The sequence below is a fragment of the Streptococcus sp. SCPM-O-B-15294 (M123) genome (assembly GCF_058200455.1).
In genome coordinates this window covers 17857-43890 of sequence record NZ_JBYQGU010000012.1, presented here as the reverse complement: position 1 = coordinate 43890, position 26034 = coordinate 17857, and the positions used below count along the sequence as shown (strand labels likewise).

Below are 26034 nucleotides of genomic sequence, written 5' to 3'. Positions count from 1 at the left end.
AAATTTTAAGAGTTTTCGCTATGCTTTTCGAAGGCCTGAGGCTTCTCTTTCTCTGTTGTGGTCGAGTGATCTGTAGCCGAATCTGGAGTCTGCTTCTCCTTCTCCTTCTTGTCGGTTTTTTTCTTTTCCCGAGGAGGTAGAGCAAAGGTGAAATGGTAGCTTCCCCCATCTTGTAAGTGACTCGTTACGTTGGCAAAGCCCAATTTTTCTTCCAAATCGACTCGGCCAGTTGAGAAGGTCATGTTTTTTTCTTCCCGATCCCAAGTATCAATCGCCAATTGAGCTTGCGCATAAGCCTGGATCCGGTGCTGACTAGCAAGGAGGATCCGTCTCTCTGCCACTTGTCTGTTCAGGTAAAACTGAAGCAAGAGACTAAAAACCGCCGACATAAAAAGGGCATAAAGAAGGATCCCGGCCTCAATCTGCTTCTTTTTTATCCTTTTCCACCACACGGTAGACCACCTCCCTTTCTAACCCTTCTTCAAAGCGCAGTTGAATAGACACCAGATCCCCTCTTTTTTCAATCCAGGCGGATTCAACTCCATCTATCATCGGTTGATAGCCGCGGCCAGTCGCATCTGTCTTTCGGATATCTCCCCCCTTAGCCAGTCCAATGGCTATGGGTTTTTGATCTTGAACAAGATAGAGTTTGTTGTTTCTGACCTCTTCAAATTGACTACGAGACAATTCAATGTCCAGCTGATCCTGAAAGAGTAACCATTCCTCTTGCTTGATGTGACTTTGGTACTGGAGTTCTTGACGCAAGAGGCTTGTCAATCCTTGAAACACCAATAAACCACCGCTAATGACGAGCAGGGCAACCAAGGCCTCCAGTAAAGTAAAGGCTGGCAGTTTAGTTCTTTTCAACAGCAATCACAACCTTTCCTTCATGATAGACCTTTAAGGACTTGGCAGACCTCTCCACCTGGACACTGACCTGATTGATGCTCAATTGATCCTGCCTGGTCTGGATTGCCATTTTTGCGACTCGCAAGACTTCTCCTTGTCTCAACTCTTCTAAGCGCTGCTGTCGCGAGTCCCCTAGCTCTCCCAGCACAAGGGTCGTGAGGACACCAAACATCGCTAAGGCAATCAGTCCTTCTAACAAGAGACTAGCGGGGAGCCGTCGATTTTTTAATTTTTCCATTCCCAATTGCCAACTGATAGGTCACCACCTCTTTCTCTGTCTGAAATTGAATCTTGGTCAGGCTTGAATTGCCTCCTGCTGGATCAAAGGTCAGTTGCTTCTCTCTGACCACTTCCACCCCTTTTGGAAGCGGTAATTCTTGATAGGGACTATGAACCCCACCGTGGTCGATGGAAAGGAGAGCTCTCTCCTCTTTTGCAATACTCATCTTTTGCGTCTCCTGATAGACCCGTTCGAATTCCGAGAAAAACAATGTTTCTTCCACCTGCCCAAAGGCTTGATGGACTGACCCAGCTAGCAGCCAATATAGAAGGCTGACGACACCTAGAGTTAGTAAGCTCTCTAGAAGGGTGAAAGCCTTAATCTGCAACCGCACGGTGATCACCTGCATTCTTCACATAGTGAGCACGGTAGGCTTCTGCTTGTTTTTGAGTGATTTGTCCTTCTGCGACAAGCTTAGAAAGACTGGCTTTTTCATTCTGATGATTGAGTTCATAAAGCTCAGCCTGGCTCTCCACGACTTTGACGACTGCTCGATTTCCTGTATCTGTTACCGAATCTTTCTGCTTGGTCAAGTTCGGAACAAAGAGCAAGAGAAGAACGCTGATAATGAGCAAAACAACTAACATTTCAATCAGAGTAAAAGCTTTTACCTTGAGTGTACGCAATGATTTCATAAAGGAACCTCCAAATTTTCATAAATAGGCAGCAACATGGCTGCATAGAGCAAAACAATCATAAGAGCAACAAAGACAAAGACCAGTGGTTGGACGGCATTCATGGCCTTGTTCAAACGATGGAAAAAGCCTGCCCAAGTCTTGTCTGCATAGATCTCCAGCTCACTACCGAGCTTGGACTTAGCCTCCCCATATTCAATCATGAGGGCCAGCTCTCGTTTAAAGAAAGGATAGGTCTGAATATGGTCAGAAAAAGACCTGCCACGAGCCAATGCCCGTTCTAAATCCTGTCCAATCTCTCGAAAGAGACGGGAACGTTGCCCCTGCATCACAGGAAAAATTTGATTCAGCTCCAACCCTTGGGCAATCATACTTCCCCATTCTCGAGCATAAAAAGCTGTCAGATAATCCTGTAGGAAGGGGCGAAGAAAAGGAAGTCTAGCCAAATATGAAACCAGGGCCAGTCGCTTGGCACGACGGCCTAGGAAAAGGAGCATCAAAACTCCAATCGTCAGCACCATACTCCCTAACAAAACATACTGGGGAAAGACACTGATCAGTCGTGTCGCCCCGTTTTGACTCTCCAACTGAGGCAAGAGATAGTTTTTCAGCCCCAGCATAATCAAGATCAAAAATCCCAACAAGAGCACGGGATAGGTCGCCACCTCAACTAATTTCTTTCGAACCTGAGCCAAATTTTCCAGGTAGCTACGGATTTTTTCCAAACTTAAGGTGACATTTCCATGCTGCTCCGCTAGTGCTAATTGAGTCGTTACCTGATCGGAGAAACCTAGATCAGAGAGAATGGCTGACAAGGGCTTCCCGTTAGCCAGTCCAGCTTGCATTCTTTCAACAAAATTGGCTTCTACCAAATGGCTCCGACGGAGAAAGTCGATGACCTCAGATAAATGAAAGCCACTGCTGTAGAGATTGTGAAAGAGCTCAATGACATGTTCTTGCTTAGCAATCGATAATTTTTTCGGCTTGCGCCTGATCCAGCTCAATATGTCCCGCTTCATAAAGCGCATCCATTTGCTGGTTCCACTTTTGACTGGAGTGGTTTTGGTAATCTTGGATGGCAAAGTCAGTGACACCTCCTCCCTTTATCAAACGCTGGTAACATATTCCTTGAAGGACAATCCGTAACTCCTCCTCACTCACCCCCAACTCCAATAGGCGTTCGTAGACCCCAGGAATACTCTTGGCATGGATGGTGGAAAAGACCGTCACACCTGTCAGACTAGCCCGAATAACTGCACGAGCTGTCTCCGTGTCACGGATTTCTCCGATGAGGAGGAGATCTGGGCGATGGCGCAGAGACAGTTTAATCAAGCTATCATAGGTCATGCCAATCGCTTCATTGAGTTGCAGTTGCAGCATCTCTTCTTGCTTAATTTCTACCGGATCTTCAATCGACATGACTTGTTGCCCCGAAAATTTCTTCTTGGCCAAGGCATGCATCAGTGTCGTCTTCCCCGATCCGACTGGACCCGCAAATAAGTAGAGCCCCCGCTTACTCACCTTCTCTTCTAGCTCTTGAAGTTGGTCGAACCAGAAACGGAGCTCCCGGTCCTCATTGTGGAGCAGGCGAATGACCAAACTCTCATATCCCCTATAGTCTCCCACAGTAGACAAGCGTAAGGACAAGACCTTATCCCCTAGAGAATAGTCACAGGATCCCAATTGACTCCGGCGCCTTTCCCCCACATTCATCCCTGCCATAAACTTAAAATGGCTGATGACCGCTACCATTTGTTCTTGCGAATAGGTCTCGACAAAGCGTCGCTCATCCCCAACCCTTAGAAAGAGCTGATAGTCTGACGCTCGAGGAACAAAGTAAATATCCTGAGCTTCGGCATCCGATGCCATTCGAATTATAGATTGTGCAATTTCTTGAACCATATTTCCTCCTTTCACTATATAATTCGCAAATAATTGGCCAACTAGCGCTGGATTTAGAAAAAAGAGCAAAAAAAGAAACTCAACTGCACATTGAATTTCTCTTCTATAGATTATTGCTCTCGTAGTCTAGCTTACAAGAGCGATGAGCCGTGTGGGCATTCTCTTTTTCGTAACCTGGACGACGCTTGCTTCTCGGAATCTTCTGATCGTTTTCTAACAAGGCGACTGAATGATATTGTTGCACGTATTCCGCACACTCTTCACACCAGCGCTGATCCTCAGGATCCCAAAAAATCGTCATTAAATCACTTCTACTTTTAAATAATGGAGATTGCTCTCTTAAAAGCAACCATTGGCGTTTGTAGTATTTGAGGGCTTCATAATAGTCATCAAAACTCTGACTAGTGACAATGTCCTTCTCCCAATCTTCTAAAAACCACCAGGGTTCGTAATCCCCATACATTTCAATTACTTGATACATATTTCTCTCCGTCCTTTGTATCCAATATTATATATAAAATCCTTTGATAATAAAAGAATTCTGCTTATGAAAGAAAAATACAGTAAATTTTCCGAACATTTCCACTGATTTCTTTCAAAATCTCCCCTTATGGAGGAGAGACAGGCTATTTTTTGACAAGAAAAAACTGAGAAGCCTAAGCTCTCAGTTCAGATTGAATATAAAATCTTCTGAAAAACTTCCTTTAGGTGAGTACGGACGTCAGCGACCTTCTACGAAGTTCCATGACTTAGTTTTGAGCCTCTTCGCTTTTCAATTTTTAGGCTCAGGCTAAAACAGTTTCCCAAACTGTTTTACTCTCAAAACTCCCGAGTGCTAGAAACACCAGTGTTTCTAGCACTTTTCTCACTGTGGAAAGTTTTTAATCTTCTTAAACGGCTAAAAAATAAAAGTCACTTTTTTGAAAATCAACTAGCCGTTTTATGAAAAACAATAGTTTGTCTACATTCAAAAATGAGAACCTAAAGTTCTCATTTTTTCAAATGCCGATTCATTAGAACAATTGAAGGGCAATCATGGTTGTCATGGTTGCATCGTAATAATTTTCTGTTGATAGATCTTGCATAAAGATAAACTTGTTCTGCTGCACCAACTTGAGATAGCCATCTCCATTTTCAGCTGCATAAGATACAGGAGCAATGAAGCTGGCTGCTTGGTACTGATGAAGGGCATTGCCTTTCAGATCATAGCCTGCATAGATATTTCGTTGCTTCATAAAGAAGTCCAGCATTTTCTTGCCCAATTTTTGACTGGTCTTGTCCTGGCTTTGAGCCAAGTTGTATGGCAGGCGACAAGCGTTGTAAGAATAAGCACCATCGTACTTGGATTCGATGGTATCTGGATCCGCTACACGCGCCCCTTGCTCATCTACCCACATAAAGTCTGGCAGAAGGCCTGTCTTAGTTTGCGAACTGATGACGTCAAGCTGGGCCAACATCTTCTCTTTAATACTTAACCATTGGTCATTTCCAGTCAACTCATAGAAGGATTGGAAAAAGGATGGAAGGGTATCAGAGGTTCTCATCAAGTGATAGAATTCGGAATCTTGATTGGCCCAATTCCCAACGGTCAAGACACCCGTTGTCTCATTGTAGTTGTACTTGAGAATGTCGTCCAAGATAGCCTTGGCTTGCTGTTGATAGCCTTCACCTTTTTCAGGCCACTGTTTTGCAGCCTCCATCAAGGCATAGGCTATATATAGATCACCATCCGTCGCATTTTGATGCTCAGATGAAAGCTCCCCTTTTTTGATGATTTGTTTCCAAGCCATCAATTGGGTGTCGTCTAAGCGATTGTTTTGATAATATCGATACAGACGGTCAAAATCCTCTTGATTGGCTAGATCTTTCTTGGCAGCCTCTACTGTAATCAGCATGCCATAACCTTGCGCTTCTGACAAGACAACCGTTTCTTGATCGCTGTTAGTCGTACGAACATAGGACTGTTTTCCATCCGTCACGAGGTAGTGTTCCGTCCATTGACGATAGAGGCGGTTCCGCATCTCTACCTTACTTCTTGTCCGAGCCAAGAAGAGGGTCAAACAAAAGACCGCCAGGATGACCACAAACCATAAATATTTCATTTTTTTTGATCTCATAAGTCCTCCTAACCAGCAAACCGTTTCGTTTTCACCCACTTGGTTCCTTCCCGGTGAAGCAATTTATCCATAATGATAGATGAAATCGAATCGATCGAAACAATGATAAAGAGTTGGGAATAGCTAAAGTAGGCTGCTAGGGCCAACCAAATCTGTTTCACCGTCGCCTGACCAAACTGAGAAGCCATGGCAATGTTGATTTGCAACAAATATAAACCAATCATCAGCACCCAGTTAAAGAGCATCAATTGGGCAATGTAGATATTTTCCGAGTCAAAAGCAAAGGGAATCTGTACGCCTGGAGCGAAGAGATGGATAAACATGGCAAGGACGTTGGCAAAGAAAATCAAATCAGAAAGAACAATGGCAAAGTTAAACCAAAAGAAGATACAAGAATAGTTAAAGACTTCTAACTTAACACGCCAGTTTCCTTTGCCGAATAAGTGTTTAAAGTTGGAAAGTACAACCTCGTAGTTCCCTTTTGCCCAACGTTTCCGTTGCATGTAGTAGGTTTTTAGGGTCTCAGGCTCTTGTTGGAAAGCTTCAGAGTTATAAGCCAAAGCGATCAGTTTTCCGCTTTGCATAATCTTGAAGGAAATATCCGTATCTTCCGTCAAGGCACCATTCTTCCAACCACCGATACTTTTGACAAATTCTGTTTGGATAATAAAGTTGGTCCCTGGAATCCGTCCAATTTTGAAGAGATTCCACATCCCGACGTGGTGAACCCGTTGGGTCACGACGATTTCTTGGTTGATACAACGCGTCAAGAAATTCTGGTTGGCATTTCTCGTCTTGTTGCGTCCAAATGAAGCCACATGGCGTTCTGGATCTTTAAGAACTTCCTTGACCAAGAAATAAAGAGCATTTTTCTCAGGCATGGCATCCGCATCATAGACACAGATATAATCCCCTGTCGCCATCTTCAAGGCATCGTTCAAGACTCCAGCTTTCCCACCTGTACCGGTACGGTCAATAATGGTTACCTCTCGGCCAGCGTATTCCGGAAGGGCTTTGACGGCCAAACACTCCTCATAGGTACGATCCGAGCAGTTATCTGCAAAGAGAAGCAACTCCACACGATCATGAGGGTAATTCATATCCAAAATGGCCTTAGCAGTTTGAGCAATCACCACATCTTCATTGTGGGCAGGTACCACGATGGTTACTTTAGGATAATAGAGAAGCGGGCTTGTATCCACACGGAAATCACTGTGTTTCAACCAGAATTGAACCGCTGAAATCAAGATCACCAAGCCCCAGGCTAGAGACAACCAGATAGAAATCAAGGTGAAAATCATTAAAATTTGACTAATCATGGTCCACCGCCTTAAAGTTTTTGTTTACCCGATGGTAGATGACCAAGTAGGCAATGAATAATGCACAGAAGCACACCGCAAAGAAGAGACTAATCCCAAGGGCTAGCCCAAAAAATAGGTTTGTAAGAGTCATCGGTTCCTCCTAATATTCCACAATAATATCCGTTTCAAGTTGACGTTTCAAGTTACTAATAGCTTCCTGGTAGCTATGGAATTTCGTCCGATTGGTCGAATCCACCACCAAGTATCCTGTTTGAAATTGAATCGCTTGATTACCGTCTTCTCCCTTAAAGACCAAAGATTCTAATTGATTTTTTAAATACAACTGATAATATTCTTGCAAGTTTCGTTGCTGACTATTCGTAAGTACTAGAAAATTGCCATCTGAAACATAATAAAGTCTCTCATCTTGTATCAAATGGTGGCCAATCAGATAATGAATTTGGTTCAGCGTCCGATTGTACTCACGAGGATGAATTTGATAGAAGAGTTCCTCATGAGACCAATGGATCAAGAGGGCTTGTAATTTCTGTTCCTGTTGAACACCTGAGTGTTCCAGCAAGCCACGGTAGGCAACTTCAGCGTCCTCTTCTTGGTTTTGAACCTTGGCAACTTCTTTAAATAAATAGTAGCGAATTTTTGATAGTATTCCAATCAGAATAGGGAAAGAGAAAAGCAATAACAGTGCTTGGTTTGCAGGGATATACACAACTCCTGCCACCAGAAAGACAATTCCTAAACCGACTGAAATTAAAATCGTCCAAGTCAGAAGCAAATTGGATAAGACAAGAGAGGCAAACAAGGCTAACACGAGAAAAAGAACTTCCTCTATAATAATCTCGCGTGCAAAGAATAGACAGTACAACAGGACAGCCAATTCAAAGCCGACTAAAATAAGCATCCAGTCCCCTAAATGATTCCTTCTTTTCATTCCTAAATCTCTCCCTCCATAAATTCAGATACTGAGTCAACGAAGCCATAATAGTGCTGAATGGCTTGAACAATCCGCTCAGATGCCTTCCCATCTCCATATGGATTTCGGGCCGAAGCCATTTTTTGATACAGATCTGGATCTGTTAACAGAGCCGTCATTTCCTCCTTGACCCGCTCAGGATCGGTTCCGACCAATTTTAAGGTTCCAGCCTTGACACCTTCTGGACGTTCGGTCGTATCCCGAAGGACTAAGACAGGCTTGCCTAAAGAAGGGGCCTCCTCCTGAACTCCTCCCGAATCAGACATAATAAAATAACTTCTCGAAGCGAGGTTATGAAAGTCAAAGACGTCCAAAGGCGCAATCAAATGAATGCGGTCGTGCTCTCCTAAAATGTCTTTAGCCGCCTCTTGAACAGCTGGACTGAGGTGGACTGGATACACAACTTCCAATTCCGGATGGGCATCCACCATTTCTCTCAAGGCACCAAACACAGCTCGCATCGGCTGGCCTTGGTTTTCCCGACGGTGCATGGTCACTAAGACCAGCTTCTTCTGTGGATCCAGCTGATCAAGGACCTGGTGGTGATAATCCTCTTGTACCGTTAATCGCAGGGCATCAATCGCCGTATTCCCAGTAATGAAAATGGACGACTCCGGATGATGTTCCATGAGAAGATTGGCCTTGCTTTCACTGGTTGGGGCAAAATAGAGATCCGCCAAGTTATCCGTCATTTGACGGTTCATTTCCTCAGGGAAAGGCGAATACTTATCGAAGGTTCTGAGACCCGCCTCCACGTGACCGATACGGACTTGGTTATAGAAGGCAACAAGACTAGCCGCAAAAGTCGTCGTTGTGTCCCCATGGACCAAAATCATATCCGGTTTCACTTCTTTCACGACTGGATCAAATTTTTCAAGGATTCTAGCCGTGATATCTAAAAGAGATTGGTTTTTCCCCATGATGTCTAGATCGTAATCCGGTTGAATACGGAAAGTTTCTAGCACTTGATCCAGCATTTGACGATGCTGTGCAGTTACCACTGTGATCGTTTCAATGGTCTCACTTTGCTTTTGGAGCTCTAAAACCAGGGGAGCCATTTTAATAGCTTCTGGGCGCGTTCCAAAAACAACCATCACTTTAATCTTTTTCATCATCTCAACTTTTTACCTTGTGATTTTATTAACAAAATCAACAACATATTTCCCATCCATTCTACCGCCAATAGCTTCAAAAGTCAAACTATCTCAATACTTTCGTAATACATTTAATGGAATTTTAATAATCTGTAATTTATGTGTAATATTTGTGCATCTTAAGTCCTTAAAACCCTTGAAATGGCTGGTTTTTATACCATATTTATTTTAACATTCAAATGTTTTTAAAGCTTGTTTTAAAATTGTTGAATATGCGTTTTGTCAAATATATATTTATCTTTATGCATATTTTTAATCTGGTATTATAGGAGAAAACAGTGTCTTTCTATTCATTTTTAGGCATAAAAAAGAAGCCTTACTGAAGATCAGTAAAGCTTCTTTTAGGATTAATTTTCTTCCACTACAGTAGATTCAACCATTTCAGTTGCTTCTTCTGTAACAGGAACTTCTTCGATAATTTCGACTTCATTGACTGCTTGTGGTTCCAAGTTACGGTAACGAGCCATACCTGTACCAGCAGGAATAATCTTACCAATGATAACATTTTCCTTAAGTCCAAGGAGATGGTCTTTCTTACCACGAATCGCTGCATCAGTGAGGACACGAGTTGTTTCCTGGAAGGAAGCCGCTGACAAGAAACTATTGGTTTCAAGAGAGGCTTTGGTGATTCCCATAAGGACAGGACGAGCCGTCGCAGGAACCCCACCAGAAATAACCACATCACGGTTGGCATCTGTAAAGTCTGTGATATCCATAAGAGTACCCATGAGAAGGTCTGTATCTCCTGGATCCATAACGCGAACTTTACGGATCATTTGACGCACCATTACCTCGATGTGTTTGTCGCCGATTTCTACCCCTTGGCTACGGTATACTTTTTGTACTTCTGCAAGGAGGTAAGTTTCAACAGACAAGACATCACGAACAGCAAGGAGACGTTTTGGTTGGATAGACCCTTCTGTAAGAGCCGCACCACGAGAAACTTGATCTCCCACTTCGACTTTCATGCGGGCTGTGTAAGGGACAACGTATTCTCCCTCTCCAGTCGCACCACGTACAAAGACTTTCTTGGTCCGTGTCGAAGCATCTTCTTCAATGGCTGTGACTTCCCCTTTGACTTCAGTGATGACCGCTTCCCCTTTCGGATTGCGGGCTTCAAAGATTTCTTGGACACGAGGAAGACCTTGCGTGATATCGGTATTTGAGGCAACCCCACCCGTGTGGAAGGTACGCATGGTCAACTGTGTACCAGGTTCCCCGATAGATTGGGCAGCGATGGTTCCGACTGCTTCACCAACTTCAACCGCATCACCAGTCGCCAAGTTGATACCATAACAGTGACGGCAGACACCATGACGAGTGTTACATGTAAAGACAGAGCGGATGGTCACTGCTTCAACACCTGCATTGACGATGTCGCGAGCGATATCTTCTGTAATCAAGGTATCTGGACCAACGATGACTTCTCCTGTTTCAGGATGTTTAACAGTTTTCTTGGTATAACGACCTGTCAAACGTTCTTCCAATGGTTCAATCATTTCTTTACCATCTGTAATAGAGGTAATCAGAAGTCCACGGTCAGTTCCACAGTCATCTTCACGAATGATTACGTCTTGGGCAACGTCAACCAAACGACGAGTCAAGTAACCTGAGTCAGCTGTCTTAAGGGCCGTATCGGTCATCCCTTTACGCGCACCGTGAGTAGAGAAGAACATTTCCAAAACGCTCAAACCTTCGCGGAAGTTTGAAAGGATAGGCAATTCCATGATCCGTCCGTTTGGAGCGGCCATCAAACCACGCATACCGGCAAGCTGTGAGAAGTTTGAGATGTTACCACGGGCTCCAGAGTCCATCATCATAACGATTGGGTTCTTCGGATCTTGGTTATCAATCAGACGTTTTTCCAATTTCTCACGGGCTGCACGCCATTCAGCTGTAACCGCATTGTAGCGCTCATCATCTGTAATCATCCCTTTACGGAACTGTTTGGTGATTTGTTCTACACGTTTGTGAGATTCTTCAATGATTTCAGCCTTGTCTTCAACAACTGGAATATCGGCAATCCCCACTGTCAAACCAGCAAGGGTTGAGTGGTGGTAACCTAAGTCTTTCAAACGGTCCAAGAAAGCAGATGTTTCTGTTGTACGGAAGCGTTTGAAGATTTCTGCGATGATGTTTCCAAGGTTTTTCTTCTTGAATGGAACGTTTAATTCCAATTTCTCAATCGCTGCTTTGACATCTTGACCAGGCTCCAAGAAATACTTAGCTGGAACGCCTTCTGTCAAGTTAGCATTATTTGGCTCTTGAAGATATGGAAGTTCTGCAGGCATGATATCGTTAAAGAGAATCTTACCAACAGTTGTCAAGAGAATCTTGTGTTGTTGCGCTTCTGTCCATGGCTTGTTCAAACTATCGGTCGCAATTCCGACGCGAGTATGCAAGTGAACATAGCCATTGCGAAGGGCCATAACCGCTTCATCACGGTCTTTGAAGACCATGCCTTCACCTTCACGACCAGCTTCTTCCATAGTGAGGTAGTAGTTCCCCAAAACCATATCCTGTGATGGAGTAACAACCGGTTTACCATCTTTAGGGTTCAAGATATGCTCAGCAGCCAGCATCAAGATACGTGCTTCTGCTTGGGCTTCTTCTGAAAGCGGTACGTGGATGGCCATTTGGTCCCCGTCAAAGTCGGCATTGTAGGCTTCACAGACAAGTGGGTGCAAGCGAAGGGCTTTACCGTCAATCAAGACAGGTTCAAAGGCTTGGATACCCAAACGGTGAAGGGTAGGTGCGCGGTTCAAAAGTACTGGGTGTTCTTTGATAACTTCTTCGAGGATATCCCAGATACGTTCATCTCCACGTTCGACCAAGCGTTTAGCGGCTTTTACGTTTTGCACGATGTCACGCGCAACGATTTCACGCATCACGAATGGTTTAAAGAGCTCGATGGCCATTTCACGTGGCACACCACATTGGTACATCTTAAGAGTTGGACCAACGGCGATAACGGAACGTCCTGAGAAGTCCACCCGTTTACCGAGCAAGTTTTGACGGAAGCGTCCTTGTTTCCCTTTGAGCATGTGGCTCAATGATTTCAGTGGACGGCTACCTGGTCCTGTGATTGGACGACCACGACGACCGTTGTCGATCAAAGCATCAACGGCTTCTTGGAGCATCCGTTTTTCGTTTTGCACGATGATACCAGGGGCATTCAACTCAAGCAAACGTGCCAAACGGTTGTTCCGGTTGATCACACGACGGTAAAGGTCATTCAAGTCAGAGGCAGCAAAACGGCCACCATCCAATTGGACCATCGGACGAAGATCTGGTGGAATAACTGGAAGGATGTTGAGAACCATCCATTCTGGCTTGTTGCCAGATTTGTAGAAGGCATCTAAGACATCCAAACGGCGAACAGCCTTCACACGTTTTTGACCAGTTGCAGTCTTCAATTCTTCTTTCAAGACAGCAATTTCAGCTTCCAAATCCACTTGTTTCAAGAGGTCTTGGATCGCTTCTGCCCCCATCTTAGCTACAAAGGAACCTGGTCCGTATTCACGCAAGCGTTCACGGTATTCACGTTCTGTCATGATGGACTTGTGCTCAAGCGGTGTATCTTTTGGATCGATCACCACATAAGCTGCGAAGTAGATGACTTCTTCAAGGGCACGAGGACTCATATCCAAGGTCAACCCCATACGAGAAGGGATGCCTTTGAAGTACCAGATGTGTGATACAGGCGCTTTCAATTCGATGTGTCCCATGCGTTCACGACGAACCTTGGCACGTGTTACTTCCACACCACAGCGGTCACAAACGATCCCTTTGTAACGGATCCGTTTGTATTTTCCACACGCACATTCCCAGTCTTTTGTCGGTCCAAAGATGACTTCATCAAAGAGACCTTCACGTTCTGGTTTCAATGTACGGTAGTTGATTGTTTCAGGTTTCTTGACCTCTCCATAAGACCATGAACGGACCTTGCTTGGAGAAGCTAGGGTGATTTGCATACTTTTAAAACGATTTACATCAACCACTATTTCTTACCTTTCTTTATGTTCATTATCGATTGTATGTTCTTCTGCTTTTTGGCGAAGGAGAGAAGGAATTTCCTTCACTCCTTCAAGCCTAAAGCTTGGGATAGAGAACCTTCTCAGGTTTTCCATCCTCTTGAACTACATATTAAATTATTCTTCTTTTCCTTCAGCTTCGAAAGCCGCACGAGCTTCCTTAGCTGCTTTTTCACGTGCTTTTTCTAGATCATCTACGTGGATGACATCGTCGTCTTCCCCTTCGTCAAGATCGCGAAGTTCGACTTCTTTGTCATCTTCATCTAGGACACGCATATCCAATCCAAGTGATTGCAATTCTTTCACGAGTACTCGGAAGGACTCTGGTACACCTGGTTTTGGAATTGGTTTTCCTTTGGTAATCGCTTCATAAGCTTTCAAACGTCCGTTGACATCGTCTGACTTGTAGGTCAAGATTTCTTGAAGGACATTAGACGCACCATAAGCCTCAAGGGCCCAAACTTCCATTTCCCCGAAACGTTGTCCACCAAACTGAGCTTTACCTCCGAGTGGTTGTTGGGTAACCATTGAGTATGGTCCGACAGAACGAGCGTGGAGTTTATCATCAACCATGTGGTGAAGCTTGATCATGTACATGACACCGACAGAAACACGGTTGTCAAATGGCTCACCTGTACGACCATCGTAAAGAATGGTCTTGGCATCGCTATCCATACCAGCTTCACGAACGGTATCCCAGAGGTCTTCTGAGCTTGCTCCGTCAAAGACTGGTGTTGCGATGTGGATACCCAAGTTACGAGCTGCCATACCAAGGTGAAGTTCCATAACCTGACCGATATTCATACGTGATGGCACCCCAAGTGGGTTCAACATGATATCAACTGGTGTACCATCTGGAAGGTAAGGCATGTCTTCAACAGGAACAATACGGGATACAACCCCTTTGTTTCCGTGACGACCGGCCATCTTATCTCCGACGCGGATCTTGCGTTTTTGTGCGATGTAAACACGAACCAACATGTTCACACCCGATTGCAATTCATCTCCGTTTGCACGCGTAAAGATCTTGACATCGCGAACAACACCATCTCCACCGTGAGGTACACGAAGAGAAGTATCACGCACTTCACGAGATTTATCTCCAAAGATAGCGTGGAGGAGACGTTCTTCAGCAGAAAGGTCTTTTTCACCCTTCGGTGTCACCTTACCAACTAAGATATCGCCTTCTTTTACTTCCGCACCGATACGGATAATACCCATTTCGTCAAGGTTTCTGAGAGCATCTTCCCCAACGTTTGGAATTTCACGAGTGATTTCTTCAGGGCCTAACTTAGTGTCGCGCGTTTCTGATTCGAATTCTTCCAAGTGAACAGATGTGTAGACATCTTCTTTCACCAAGCGTTCGCTCATGATAACGGCATCCTCGAAGTTGTAACCTTCCCATGTCATGTAGGCAACGATTGGGTTTTGACCAAGGGCCATTTCCCCTTTTTCCATCGATGGACCGTCTGCGATAAAGTCGCCTTTTTCAACGACATCGCCAACTTTTACAAGGGTACGTTGGTTGTAAGCCGTACCTGAGTTTGAACGACGGAATTTTTGGATATGGTAAACATCAAGAGATCCATCTTCCCGACGAACTTCTACCTTGTCAGCATCGGCATAAGTAACCTTCCCATCATGTTGGGCAATGACTGCAGCTCCTGAGTCATGGGCTGCTTGGTATTCCATACCAGTACCAACGTATGGCGCTTTTGGATCGATCAATGGCACAGCCTGACGTTGCATGTTGGCACCCATGAGGGCACGGTTGGAGTCATCGTTTTCCAAGAAAGGAATACATGCTGTCGCAACGGCAACTACCTGTTTTGGAGATACGTCCATGTAGTCGACTTGATCAGATGGGAACTCTTGGTTGTTACCACGGTGACGTCCCATAACGATTGGCTCAGCAAAACCACCTTTTTCGTTCAACTTAGAGTTGGACTGGGCTACGATGTACTCATCTTCTTCATCAGCTGTCAACCAAACGATTTCGTTGGTGACCACACCTTTTTCACGGTCTACTTTACGGTATGGCGTTTGGATGAAACCATACTTGTTCAAGTGTCCATAGGATGACAAGTTGTTGATCAAACCGATGTTTGGTCCTTCAGGTGTTTCGATTGGACACATACGACCATAGTGAGTGTAGTGCACGTCACGGACTTCATATCCAGCGCGATCACGTGTCAAACCACCAGGCCCTAAGGCAGACAAACGACGTTTGTGAGACAACTCAGAAAGTGGGTTGTGTTGGTCCATGAACTGTGACAATTGAGAAGACCCAAAGAATTCTTTGATTGCTGCAGTTACTGGACGGATGTTAATGATTTGTTGAGGTGTTAATACTTCGTTATCTTGAACAGACATCCGTTCACGAACGTTACGTTCCATCCGTGAAAGCCCAAGACGCACTTGGTTGGCAAGCAATTCACCAACGGCACGAATACGACGGTTTCCAAGGTGGTCGATATCATCCACGCGGCCAAGACCTTCAGCCAAGTTAAGGAAGTAGCTCATCTCAGCAAGGATATCGGCTGGAGTGATAGTACGAACCTTATCATCTGGATTCGCATTGCCGATGATAGTGACAACGCGGTCTGGATCCGTTGGTGCCACAACCTTGAATTTTTGAAGAACGACTGGTTCTGTCAATACTGCTGAATCATTTGGAGTGTAGACAATCTTGTTCAAATCACCGTCCAAATGTTCTGAGATGCTGTCGATGACATCGCGTGTCATCACGGTACCAGCTTCTACAAGGATTTCTCCTGTTTCAGCATCTACCAATGGTTCTGCGATCGTTTGGTTCAACAAACGGTTCTTGATATTGAGTTTCTTGTTGATCTTGTAGCGACCAACTGGGGCCAAGTCATAACGACGTGGGTCAAAGAAACGGGCTACCAACAAGCTACGTGAGCTTTCCGCTGTTTTTGGCTCACCTGGACGAAGACGCTCATAAATTTCTTTAAGGGCTTCATCTGTACGAGAATCCATTGGGTTTTTGTGAATATCTTTTTCAACAGTGTTGCGAACCAATTCGCTATCCCCAAAGATATCAAAAATCTCGTCATCTCCAGAGAAACCAAGGGCACGAACCAAGGTCGTAAATGGAATCTTACGCGTACGGTCGATACGAGTATAAGCAATATCTTTTGAGTCTGTTTCAAGCTCTAGCCAAGCTCCACGGTTCGGAATAACCGTTGATCCATAGCCAACCTTACCGTTCTTATCCACCTTATCATTGAAGTAGACACCTGGTGAACGTACGAGCTGAGATACGATGATCCGCTCTCCACCATTGATGATAAAGGTTCCCATCTCAGTCATGATCGGGAAATCACCAAAGAAGACTTCTTGAGTTTTGATTTCGCCAGTTTCCTTGTTGACCAAGCGGAAGGTTACAAAGATTGGGGCAGAATAGCTCGCATCATGGATACGTGCTTCTTCCAAGGTATACTTTGGTTCTCTGATTTCATAGCCGACGAATTCCAACTCCATTGTGTCTGTAAAGTTCGAAATTGGCAATACATCTTCGAAAACTTCTTTCAAACCATGATCCAGAAAATCTTTAAATGAATCCGTTTGGATTTCAATCAAATTTGGTAAATCAAGAACTTCTTTGATTCTTGAAAAACTACGACGGGTCCGATGTTTCCCGTATTGAACGTCATGTCCTGCCAAAGTTTTAACTCCTTTTCTATACTAGGATACCAGCTAGGGGAAGCCCCTCTCTGAAGATCCGATTTCTAGATCGTTCCTGACCACATCAGTATAGTTCTGATCCAGTCGAAACGATGTTATGAAGGGGGTGTGATCTACATCACGTGAGAAGAAATCTCCTCCGTATCATTCATCCTTTTCGGAATTTTTAGAAAGATTAAGTTTGTGTGACAAGCTCGGTTTTTTCTAAAAATAGGCACAAAAAGAGCAGCTAAATCGACTTTTATAAAGTTTGATTTAACTGCTGTAAGCTTCTATTTGGACAATATTTCAAATAAAGCGCACGACAAATTACTTGTCCTTATTATATCGTATTTTCACAAAAAACACAAGGTTTTCTCTAGACATGAAAACGATTTTATGGTATTGCCCCTGATAATTTTTATCGATTTTGTCCACTCGATGATGAACTGCTTGGCGTGCTAGAATTGTTTGTCCGGTTGCTACTGCGATTTCCATTGGAAGGATTTGCTGAACCGCCTAGAATTCCGGCCCAAGCGCTCGCATAATCACTATCTGAACCACCAATCGCAAAGCGGTAGGTCGTTTGTGGAGCACCATTTTTAGCCCAATAGCTGGTAACCGTCGCACCCGACACATCGATATCACGACCATTGACATTGACACGACCAGGTCGTTGTCCTGTCGATTTGAGAACAGTCGATGAAATGACGCTGCTATCTAGGGTGAAGCGATCTTGAACGCCCCAAGCATTTGGATCCGCCTGATAGATGGCATTGGCTAAATAGGCCATGTAGCTTGCGTTGTTGTTGTAACCTGTCAGCGGAGCCATAGAAGCATTGTTATCGTGTCCAATCCAGCCACCTAAGGTGAGATTTGGAGTAGACAGCATGAGCCACATATCTCCATTCTCATTGGTAGTTCCGGTTTTCCCGATCCAATCGGCATTAGCAAGGGTTGGGTTGACCTGGCTGATTCGACTCTTGAAGGTCGTTGTCGCACCGGAGCTGATGACACCTCTTAACAGATCCTGCATGATAGTCGCAGTTGCTGCTGAGTAAACTCGAGTTGGTTTGCTTTCGTGCTGGTAAACAACTTTTCCGTTTTGATCCATGATTTTTTCAATCATGTAGCGTTTTTGGTAATTCCCGTTATTGGCAATAGTTTGATAGCCATTTGTATGTTGGGCGACGCTTACTTCAATCCCACCTCCCATTGGCAGACTTTCAATGCCGTACTCAGCGATATCGTAGCCCATTTTTTCCATATAGCCAGGGACGTCGACACCCTTCTCACGGAGAGTACGATAGGTCCAATAAGCCGGGATATTCCATGAGGTATTGAGAGCCTCTCGGAGGTCCATCATCCCAGTCCCTCGGTTATCCACGTGCATAATCGGCTCTCCACTAGAGAAGTTAGTTGGGTAATTGGAGACGATACTATTGCTTCCCATCAAGCCTTGGTCAATGGCGATTCCATAAGCCAGCAAGGGTTTAATGGTAGAACCTGGAGAACGCTCCGTATCAAAAGCATGGTTATTCTGATTCCCGTCAAAATTCCGTCCCCCAACAAAGCCAAGAATCGCTCCTGTTCGGTTATCCATAAGGACGTTTCCGACTTCTACCGTACCCGTTCCATCGTCCAAGATGCCTCCATAATTGGCAACGGCTTCTTGCATGGCATTGTAGATAGCTTTGTTGATAGTGGTTTGGACCGTATAGCCACCCTCTCTCAATTCTTTCTTCGCCAACTCTTGATAAGATTTAACAGTCGAATTATTTTTTAGGTCATGGCTAGAGACGTTGTCTCTCTTGATTAAATACTCATACATGGCCTCTTCCGCTTCACTAACAGCTTGGAAATACAAGTAGTCGTGTGGCGTCTTCTCGATGCCATTTGACGGAAGGAAATCCTTACTTAAATCATATTGACTATATTGGTCGTACTCTTCCTTAGTGATAGCCCCTGTCCGATACATGTTGTACAAGACATCCTTGGCACGATCCAAGCCTAAAGCTTGATTTTCTGGGGTCTTGAGGCTGCCATCAGAAGCGTAAGGTGAGTAGACAATTGGACTCTGTGGCAAACCAGCAATGAAGGCTGCCTGTGGAACAGTCAAGTCTTTGGCAGAAACACCAAAAATCCCTTGAGCTGCAGCTTCCACTCCTGCGATATTTTGTCCCCGGTTGTTTCGACCAAATGGAGAGACATTGAGGTAGGTCGTTAAAATTTCGTCCTTATCCATTACCCGCTCCAGAGCAAGGGCATCGATAATCTCAGCGGCCTTCCGTGAGAAGGTCGGTGCATCTCCCACAACTTGTTGTTTGATCAACTGTTGGGTCAGAGTCGAACCACCACTAGAGGACCCTACTCCAGCAACTGAACCCAAGGTAGCCCGGATTACCGCTTTCGGAACAACCCCGTTATGGCTATTAAAATTTTCGTCCTCAGTTGCAATAACAGCCTTTTTGACATTGTCCGAAATCGCATCCTTTTGGACAGGAATCCGAATCAAGTCACTGTCAATATCAGAAATGATGCTTCCATCTGAGTAGGAAATCTTTGAAACACTCGAAATATTTCGCACTTGTTGAACCAATTGGGTCGGATCCGGTGTCTCTGTCTCATTAAAGAGGCTGGCTGCATAACCAATCGCAATCCCTGCACCAAACAAGAGACCACCTAAAGCAAACACCAATAGCACATCCCAAAGGAGTTTCATGGTCCGGAGAATCGTTGCCACGAAATCTCCTAGTGACCAGCCCTCCTTGTCTTCTTTCTCATCGACTTCAACAGTCATCTTGGCAAAGAAGTCTTTTATTTTCTTCCCGCACTTTGTAAAAAATTCTCTCATTTGACTCACTCTATTTCTCCTTGTCCTTCCTATTATACCAAATGGACCTCTTTCTTTTCAATTCCTAAAGTTGAGAACACTGCTTCCGATTGGATTTTTTTCGTCCATTCATTGCTATTTCAAGTCATTATGGTAAAATAGAGAGAAACCATACAGATACTGGGCTGTTTTCATCGATCCGGCCAGTAGCTTAGAAAAGGAGAGAACGATGCACATTTTTGATGAGCTAAAAGAACGTGGTTTGATTTTCCAAACGACTGACGAAGATGCTTTGCGTAAAGCCCTAGAAGAAGGACAAGTATCGTATTATACTGGCTACGATCCAACTGCTGATAGTTTGCACCTTGGGCACCTTGTTGCAATCTTGACCAGTCGTCGCTTACAATTGGCAGGCCACAAACCTTATGCGCTTGTCGGTGGTGCGACCGGACTCATTGGAGACCCTTCTTTCAAAGATGCCGAGCGCAGTTTACAAACTAAGGAGACTGTAGACGGTTGGGTCACTTCTATCCAAGGGCAATTGTCTCGTTTCTTAGATTTTGAAAATGGGGAAAATAAGGCTGTCATGGTCAATAACTACGACTGGTTTGGCAGCATCAGCTTCATTGACTTCCTTCGCGACATCGGAAAATACTTTACTGTCAACTACATGATGAGCAAGGAATCTGTGAAGAAACGTATCGAAACAGGAATTTCTTACACTGAATTTGCCTACCAAATCATGCAAGGCTACGACTTCTTTGTTCTGAACCAAGAGCACAATGTCACTTTGCAAATCGGTGGTTCTGACCAGTGGGGAAATATGACAGCTGGTACAGAGTTGCTTCGTCGGAAGGCGGATAAGACCGGTCACGTCATCACTGTTCCCCTCATTACAGATGCGACTGGTAAGAAATTTGGTAAATCTGAAGGGAATGCGGTTTGGCTCAACCCTGAAAAGACTTCTCCATACGAAATGTACCAATTCTGGATGAATGTCATGGACGCTGACGCTGTTCGCTTCTTGAAAATTTTTACTTTCTTGTCACTGGACGAAATCGAAGAGATCCGCAAACAGTTTGAGGCTGCGCCACACGAACGCTTGGCTCAAAAAGTCTTGGCTCGTGAAGTCGTAACACTTGTTCACGGTGAAGAAGCCTACAAGGAAGCCCTTAACATCACTGAGCAACTATTTGCAGGAAACATCAAAAACCTTTCTGTCAAAGAACTCAAACAAGGACTTCGTGGTGTACCAAACTACCAAGTACAAGCGGACGAAAACCACAATATCGTAGAATTGCTCGTGTCTTCTGGCGTGGTGAATTCCAAACGCCAAGCCCGCGAAGATGTTCAAAATGGAGCTATCTACGTCAACGGCGACCGCATCCAAGACCTTGACTATGTCTTGAGCGATAGCGATAAATTAGAAAATGAATTGACCGTTATCCGTCGCGGTAAGAAAAAATACTTTGTTTTGACTTATTAAAAAGAAGACCTCTGAAGCTATGACTTTCAGAGGTTTTTTGGTACACTAGATGTATCATGACGATCAAACCAAAATTACAACGATTTCAGACAGTCACTGCTTTTGCCTGTCCCATCTGTCAAGAAGCCCTCGACCTAGTCCAACAAAGCTTGGTCTGCACGAACCGCCACTCCTTTGACCTTGCTAAGTTTGGCTATGTGAACTTGGCTCCACAAGTGAAGGCTTCGAAGGACTATGACAAGGAGAATTTTCAAAACCGGCAACTCGTTTTAGAGAACGGTTTTTACGACCATATCCTCACTAGCCTATCAGAATGCTTGTCTCCACTGGACCATCCAGCCAACATTTTAGATATTGGTTGCGGAGAAGGCTACTATTCGCGCAGCTTGCAAGAACGGTATCCAGACCATTCCTTTTACGCCTTTGATTTATCTAAGGAATCGATCCAACTGGCTGCCAAAAGCGACCAGGAATGGAAGGTCAAGTGGTTTGTCGGAGATCTAGCCCGTCTCCCTCTTTTAGACCAGAGCATGGACCTTCTCCTAGATATCTTTTCACCAGCAAATTATCAGGAATTCAAACGTGTCCTGGCCCCAGACGGTCGTCTTATCAAGGTCATCCCAACTGCCGCCCATCTGCAAGAGATTCGTCAGAAGGTGAAGGACCACCTAGATCAGGCCGATTATTCCAATGAGCAGATTATTCAACATTTTTCTGATCATTTTACGATTGAAAACACCATCCATTGCCAGGAAACCTTCGAACTCACACCAGCATTGCGGGAGGCCCTTCTGAGCATGACCCCTCTCCTCTTTCACGTCGATCCAGCGCAAATTGACTGGAGCGATTTGACTCAGGTCACCATTTCTGCCACAATTTTGATCGGAAGAAGCAACTAAAAAACACCCTCCATTTTTTAATCAATGGAGGGTATTTTTCATGTTTTCAGATCAGTCACTTTCCTCTACGCCGATCTGCTGACGGTAGGCTTTAGGAGACTTGCCACACAACTTGCGGAATACTTTATAAAAGTAACCGACATTGCTATAGCCGACCTCATAGCAAATATCTTCGATACTTTCCGTTGTGGACAACAGCAACTGTTGAGCTGCTTTGATCCGTTGTTTATTCAGCAGTTCCGCAAAGGTGGAATTGGTCTCACGCTTGATCAATTGCCCCAAATAAACAGGATTGATATAAAGGTCTTTGCTGATATCCTTGAGCGACAGTTCCTTCCGATAGTCGCGTCCAATTACTTCTAAGACGGTCGCCACATTATTGTTCATCCGATATTGAGAGAAGAAGGTCTCCAATTGATTCCGAACGCAGGTAACAAGATCCTCGAAAGTCGTTGTCTCATGAACGGCTTTCACAACTTCTGTCAGGTTATCTCCCTGCAGGTGTTCAAACAAATGAAAGACATCCATAATGAATTGAATAAAGAGTTGCTTGGCTATCGCCACTTTTGGGGTATGGCTTCTCACGGTTTCTTCCAACCAGTTCAACTCCTCTAAAATCTGTTGGATATTCCCCTGGATGATGACACGGTAGATGGGTTCGTAGTAATTAAAGACACCACCTTCTTCCTCCAAGGGGAGATCCCCATAAAACAGACTTCGTTCAACAAGCTCTTTAAATTGTTGAAAATGTTCTTTGTAAGGCGCTTGGAAACGGCGCTGTAGGAAAGCTCCCTCATCCTCATCTGAAAGATAGAGTTGAAGATTTTTCCCTAAGACCTGATAAGACGAACTGGCAAAACCTTTCCTCTCCTTATCCACTCCAATCCAGAGTTCTTTTCTCCCCCGAATGGCTTGTTCGAATTCTTCCTCTGACCAGTCTTCATGAAGGAGGCGATTGGCCGTCTCTTGGTCTGGGTTTTTTAGAGTTTGAGATAACTTTTCTAGGATATTCCCCAGCTCCACCTTATTGACAGGCTTTAACAGGTAGTCTGCTACCCGGAGATTTAAGGCTTTTTTTACATAAGCAAAATCTTGGTAGCCCGACATAATGATATAGGCTGCATGGGGAAGAATGGACTGCATTTGATCAATCATTTCTAGACCAGTTTTTCCTGGCATATTGACATCCGTAATCACGATATCCACTGGATAATCCGCAACATAGGCCAAGGCCTGGTCTGCATCCTCTGCTGTGTATACAACTTCCATGTCCCATTTTTCAAAGGGAATCAGTTTTTTCAGCCCCTCCGTAATCATATATTCGTCGTCAACCAATAAGACTTTATACACGATTTTTTCCTCTTAAGCATCCTCGATGGTAATCGTATAGAGGACACCTTTTCCTTTTTCTGATGTAATTTGAATGTGGTAACGATCCCCAAAGTAGAGAAGGAAACGCTCGTGGACATTGACAATCCCAATGGATTGCCGTCCCTTGCTCTCTTCTACTTCCTCTCGTGGATCCCTATGACTCAATATTTGTTGGATCCGTTGCAGTTGGCTCGGTTCCATTCCTCTCCCATTGTCTTGAACACGAATTTCCACCGCTTCTCCAACACGACGGACTTTGATACTAATGACATTGTCCTTGCGCTTGTGATCAATCCCATGGACAAAGTAATTTTCCACTAATGGCTGAAGAGTAAACTTTGGAATGACCAACTCTTCTAGTCCTGGTTCAATCTTAAAGCCATAAGCAATCGATTTTGGATAACGCACCATACAGAGATAGCTGTATTTTCTACAAAATTCCAACTCATTTTCGATGGTCGTCTCCTTCTCCTCTGAAATATTATTTCGAAGGAGACTACTAAATTCGTAAATAATATCGGCTAATTCTTCTTGATCCTGCATGACTGCATACATGCGAATAAACTCCATGGTATTATACATGAAATGCGGATTAATCTGCGCTTGCAAGGCCTTCATGTTGGCATCTTTTTGGCTCAGTTGTAGTTGATAGATATCCCGGATTGACTTGTCCATATTGTCCAACATGGTATTGGTCATTTCCGCAACTAAGAGGAGCTCCTGCTCTTTGGTATCCACATTGATCCGACGCTCGGAATCCCCCTGGCTGATGGCTTCCATAGTATCTACCAAATCCAACACTTGTTTTTGGTAATTACGGAAAATACGTTGAAGCAAGAGATACAAGACCAAGACCAGGATTAGGGCGACCGAAATCATCCAGGTAAAACTAAATAAGGCTGCTCGAATCGTGTAAGAGGTCGGGATTCCAACCCAGATTTGATAGCCGTAAGCCGTATCTCGCACAATCCACTGGCTATGATCTTTAGGGTTGATATCCCCTCTGTGGTAAAAAACCTTCCCCAAGGGATTATAAATCTGGACGGCTACTGGAATCGTATCTTGGATATTATCGACAACAGAATCCAATAGCGCTGGATTGATTTTAATGTAAGCCAGTCCAATATCCTGGCCAGTCGTAACATCCGTTAAGGAGACTGGGATGGCTTGCGAGCTAGCTATGTATTGATCCGCTGGAACTTGTTCTCCCCCTTTTTTATTCTTACTGGAAACAAAGACCGTTGTATAATCGTTTAACACCAAATCGATTTTGTCGAGTGCGTCGTGTTCCAAGTAAAGGGTTTCAACATTGCGGTGCAGGGAGACTTGAATATAGTTGGAGAAGTAATTGTCCAGTCGCCAACTTTCGTATTCAGAAGGCGACATTGAAAAGTACTTGTAAACTCCTTCGAGCTTGGCAGGGTTCTCTACCAGACTCTTTCCCCATTGTGTCGATCTTTTGTAGATATCCTCTACCTCAGCAGTCAAGCGAGAGGAAATCAACTGAGCAATCCGTTCGTTTTCTGCTCGCTGATTATGCCAATAGACCAAGGATACCGTCACACCTAAGGTCGTGATGATCCCCACCATGATATAGGCATAGAACTTCAAAAGAGTTGCTAACCATATTTTTTTCATAATTAAGAAACCACTTTAGAGCGAATTGTTTCATAGACTGGTTGAAAAATATCATTGACAAAGAAATGCCACAAGCCCAGTAAAACAAAGAAAAACAAAGCCGGAACGAAATGGGTAACAACCCCTAGAAGAAAGGTCCCCAAGAGAAACTTGGTCACTGCACGAATATCTAGAAAAGCACCGATGAAACTCAACTTCAAGCTGTTGAGATAGGACAAGTCAAAATGGACTTGAAGCTTGAGATAGACTGCAAAAGTCAGGGGAGCCACCAATAAGAAAATCAAATTGACCAATAAGATAAAAATCTGAAACAGGGACAAGTGGGGCAATTGAACCATCAGATACATGCCATAAATAAGAATAGCTTCGATTAAAAAAAATGTATAGAAAACCTGGTTGGCCCGACGAAAGTTTTCTTTATAAAGCGACCAAGCTTCAGACCAACCATATTGTTTGTAATCAGATCCATGTTCGGCATATAGACTCATAATCGTTGCACTAGCCGGCCCAAATCCAAATAGGATCCCTCCACAAAAGGTTAAAGCCCAAAAAATCCCTGTTGCCAGCATGGCTAAATAGACCCTTGTAAAAATAAATTCAATCATTCTTCCCATAATTTGTCTCCATGTTCATTTGCTGTAGAGGGGAGCTTACGACTTAGTATAGTTTCCCTAGTACAACTGATGATTATACCCTATATTATAGCACATTTCCCCTGATGGTTTCGATTTCAAAATCATCAACAGAAAAGACTTTGAAGCGCGAAGACCTCAAAGTCTTTTGATAGACTTAAGCAA

The 26034-nt window shown here is 44.2% G+C and carries 21 protein-coding genes; 2 read left to right on the top strand and 19 right to left on the bottom strand.

The features are described 5' to 3' along the window. Positions 1–5: 5 nt before the first annotated feature. The 16 genes from comGG to pbp1b all read right to left on the bottom strand — a co-directional run bounded on the left by comGG (position 6) and on the right by pbp1b (position 19873). Positions 6–452, bottom strand: a complete 447-nt coding sequence (comGG, locus tag AC3E8G_RS08085; RefSeq protein WP_490677454.1) for a competence type IV pilus minor pilin ComGG — start codon at positions 450–452, stop codon at positions 6–8. After that, positions 418–870: a competence type IV pilus minor pilin ComGF gene (comGF, locus tag AC3E8G_RS08080; protein WP_490677462.1), complete on the bottom strand. Its 453-nt coding sequence runs from the start codon at positions 868–870 to the stop codon at positions 418–420. Before comGF ends, comGG begins: the two co-directional genes overlap by 35 nt. Further along, entirely contained in the window at positions 854–1147 is a 294-nt protein-coding gene (gene comGE, locus AC3E8G_RS08075) for a competence type IV pilus minor pilin ComGE (RefSeq protein ID WP_006595134.1), read from the bottom strand. Before comGE ends, comGF begins: the two co-directional genes overlap by 17 nt. Next, positions 1113–1517 carry a competence type IV pilus minor pilin ComGD gene (gene comGD, locus AC3E8G_RS08070; RefSeq protein ID WP_490677461.1) on the bottom strand — a complete coding sequence of 135 codons (405 nt, stop codon included), beginning with the start codon at positions 1515–1517 and terminating at the stop codon, positions 1113–1115. The genes comGE and comGD overlap by 35 nt, the downstream gene beginning before the upstream one ends. Further along, entirely contained in the window at positions 1507–1824 is a 318-nt protein-coding gene (gene comGC, locus AC3E8G_RS08065; protein ID WP_023022076.1) for a competence type IV pilus major pilin ComGC, read from the bottom strand. Before comGC ends, comGD begins: the two co-directional genes overlap by 11 nt. Then, complete coding sequence (gene comGB / locus AC3E8G_RS08060) at positions 1821–2852, bottom strand: competence type IV pilus assembly protein ComGB (RefSeq protein WP_490677460.1); 1032 nt, start codon at positions 2850–2852, stop codon at positions 1821–1823. Before comGB ends, comGC begins: the two co-directional genes overlap by 4 nt. Continuing rightward, on the bottom strand, positions 2785–3726 hold the full coding sequence (comGA, locus tag AC3E8G_RS08055) for a competence type IV pilus ATPase ComGA (RefSeq protein ID WP_490677453.1): 942 nt from the start codon (positions 3724–3726) through the stop codon (positions 2785–2787). The genes comGB and comGA overlap by 68 nt, the downstream gene beginning before the upstream one ends. 103 nt (positions 3727–3829) lie before the next feature. After that, entirely contained in the window at positions 3830–4207 is a 378-nt protein-coding gene (locus AC3E8G_RS08050; protein WP_006595139.1) for a DUF1033 family protein, read from the bottom strand. Between the two features lie 532 nt (positions 4208–4739). Further along, positions 4740–5843 carry a family 8 glycosyl hydrolase gene (locus tag AC3E8G_RS08045; protein ID WP_272123310.1) on the bottom strand — a complete coding sequence of 368 codons (1104 nt, stop codon included), beginning with the start codon at positions 5841–5843 and terminating at the stop codon, positions 4740–4742. A gap of 8 nt (positions 5844–5851) precedes the next feature. Continuing rightward, positions 5852–7162: a glycosyltransferase family 2 protein gene (locus AC3E8G_RS08040; RefSeq protein ID WP_490677452.1), complete on the bottom strand. Its 1311-nt coding sequence runs from the start codon at positions 7160–7162 to the stop codon at positions 5852–5854. Then, positions 7155–7295 (bottom strand): hypothetical protein, encoded by a 141-nt coding sequence (locus AC3E8G_RS08035; RefSeq protein WP_006595142.1) that lies wholly within the window; start codon positions 7293–7295, stop codon positions 7155–7157. The genes AC3E8G_RS08040 and AC3E8G_RS08035 overlap by 8 nt, the downstream gene beginning before the upstream one ends. A gap of 9 nt (positions 7296–7304) precedes the next feature. Beyond that, the gene (locus tag AC3E8G_RS08030) at positions 7305–8093 is read right to left on the bottom strand and encodes a hypothetical protein (protein WP_490677451.1); all 789 of its coding nucleotides are present in this window, start codon (positions 8091–8093) and stop codon (positions 7305–7307) included. 2 nt (positions 8094–8095) lie between these two features. Further along, positions 8096–9247, bottom strand: a complete 1152-nt coding sequence (gene wecB / locus AC3E8G_RS08025; RefSeq protein ID WP_490677459.1) for a non-hydrolyzing UDP-N-acetylglucosamine 2-epimerase — start codon at positions 9245–9247, stop codon at positions 8096–8098. Between the two features lie 389 nt (positions 9248–9636). Continuing rightward, a complete protein-coding gene (gene rpoC / locus AC3E8G_RS08020; protein ID WP_314368360.1) occupies positions 9637–13290 on the bottom strand; it encodes a DNA-directed RNA polymerase subunit beta' in 3654 nt (1217 codons plus the stop codon). Positions 13291–13440: 150 nt separating this feature from the next. Next, complete coding sequence (gene rpoB / locus AC3E8G_RS08015) at positions 13441–17010, bottom strand: DNA-directed RNA polymerase subunit beta (protein WP_048717467.1); 3570 nt, start codon at positions 17008–17010, stop codon at positions 13441–13443. A 421-nt stretch (positions 17011–17431) separates the two neighbouring features. Next, positions 17432–19873: a penicillin-binding protein PBP1B gene (gene pbp1b, locus AC3E8G_RS08010; protein ID WP_490677450.1), complete on the bottom strand. Its 2442-nt coding sequence runs from the start codon at positions 19871–19873 to the stop codon at positions 17432–17434. A 199-nt stretch (positions 19874–20072) separates the two neighbouring features. Between pbp1b and tyrS the strand changes: the two genes are divergently transcribed. Both tyrS and AC3E8G_RS08000 read left to right on the top strand, forming a co-directional pair. Beyond that, positions 20073–21329, top strand: a complete 1257-nt coding sequence (gene tyrS / locus AC3E8G_RS08005) for a tyrosine--tRNA ligase (RefSeq protein WP_272080422.1) — start codon at positions 20073–20075, stop codon at positions 21327–21329. 56 nt (positions 21330–21385) lie between these two features. After that, entirely contained in the window at positions 21386–22228 is an 843-nt protein-coding gene (locus AC3E8G_RS08000; protein WP_490677449.1) for a methyltransferase domain-containing protein, read from the top strand. Between the two features lie 51 nt (positions 22229–22279). On the opposite strand, the gene AC3E8G_RS07995 is transcribed toward AC3E8G_RS08000, so the two are convergent. From AC3E8G_RS07995 to AC3E8G_RS07985, 3 genes are read right to left on the bottom strand one after another with little or no spacing between them, the layout of a single operon-like run. Next, the gene (locus AC3E8G_RS07995; RefSeq protein ID WP_490677448.1) at positions 22280–23578 is read right to left on the bottom strand and encodes a response regulator transcription factor; all 1299 of its coding nucleotides are present in this window, start codon (positions 23576–23578) and stop codon (positions 22280–22282) included. Between the two features lie 12 nt (positions 23579–23590). Further along, positions 23591–25237, bottom strand: coding sequence for a sensor histidine kinase (locus AC3E8G_RS07990; protein WP_490677447.1), 1647 nt, complete (start codon positions 25235–25237; stop codon positions 23591–23593). Positions 25238–25239: 2 nt separating this feature from the next. Further along, a complete protein-coding gene (locus AC3E8G_RS07985; RefSeq protein ID WP_154859119.1) occupies positions 25240–25851 on the bottom strand; it encodes a YesL family protein in 612 nt (203 codons plus the stop codon). Positions 25852–26034: the final 183 nt, after the last annotated feature.

Bases quoted from the DNA above. Each gene is read 5' to 3' on its own strand.
- AC3E8G_RS08045 (WP_272123310.1), bottom strand. From the start codon at position 5,843: ATGAGATCAAAAAAAATGAAATATTTATGGTTTGTGGTCATCCTGGCG.
- tyrS (WP_272080422.1), top strand. From the start codon at position 20,073: ATGCACATTTTTGATGAGCTAAAAGAACGTGGTTTGATTTTCCAAACG.
- AC3E8G_RS07985 (WP_154859119.1), bottom strand. From the start codon at position 25,851: ATGGGAAGAATGATTGAATTTATTTTTACAAGGGTCTATTTAGCCATG.
- AC3E8G_RS08035 (WP_006595142.1), bottom strand. From the start codon at position 7,295: ATGACTCTTACAAACCTATTTTTTGGGCTAGCCCTTGGGATTAGTCTC.
- comGC (WP_023022076.1), bottom strand. From the start codon at position 1,824: ATGAAATCATTGCGTACACTCAAGGTAAAAGCTTTTACTCTGATTGAA.
- wecB (WP_490677459.1), bottom strand. From the start codon at position 9,247: ATGAAAAAGATTAAAGTGATGGTTGTTTTTGGAACGCGCCCAGAAGCT.
- comGB (WP_490677460.1), bottom strand. From the start codon at position 2,852: ATGCGCTTTATGAAGCGGGACATATTGAGCTGGATCAGGCGCAAGCCG.
- comGE (WP_006595134.1), bottom strand. From the start codon at position 1,147: ATGGAAAAATTAAAAAATCGACGGCTCCCCGCTAGTCTCTTGTTAGAA.
- AC3E8G_RS08040 (WP_490677452.1), bottom strand. From the start codon at position 7,162: ATGATTAGTCAAATTTTAATGATTTTCACCTTGATTTCTATCTGGTTG.
- comGA (WP_490677453.1), bottom strand. From the start codon at position 3,726: ATGGTTCAAGAAATTGCACAATCTATAATTCGAATGGCATCGGATGCC.
- AC3E8G_RS08000 (WP_490677449.1), top strand. From the start codon at position 21,386: ATGACGATCAAACCAAAATTACAACGATTTCAGACAGTCACTGCTTTT.
- AC3E8G_RS08050 (WP_006595139.1), bottom strand. From the start codon at position 4,207: ATGTATCAAGTAATTGAAATGTATGGGGATTACGAACCCTGGTGGTTT.
- AC3E8G_RS08030 (WP_490677451.1), bottom strand. From the start codon at position 8,093: ATGAAAAGAAGGAATCATTTAGGGGACTGGATGCTTATTTTAGTCGGC.
- AC3E8G_RS07990 (WP_490677447.1), bottom strand. From the start codon at position 25,237: ATGAAAAAAATATGGTTAGCAACTCTTTTGAAGTTCTATGCCTATATC.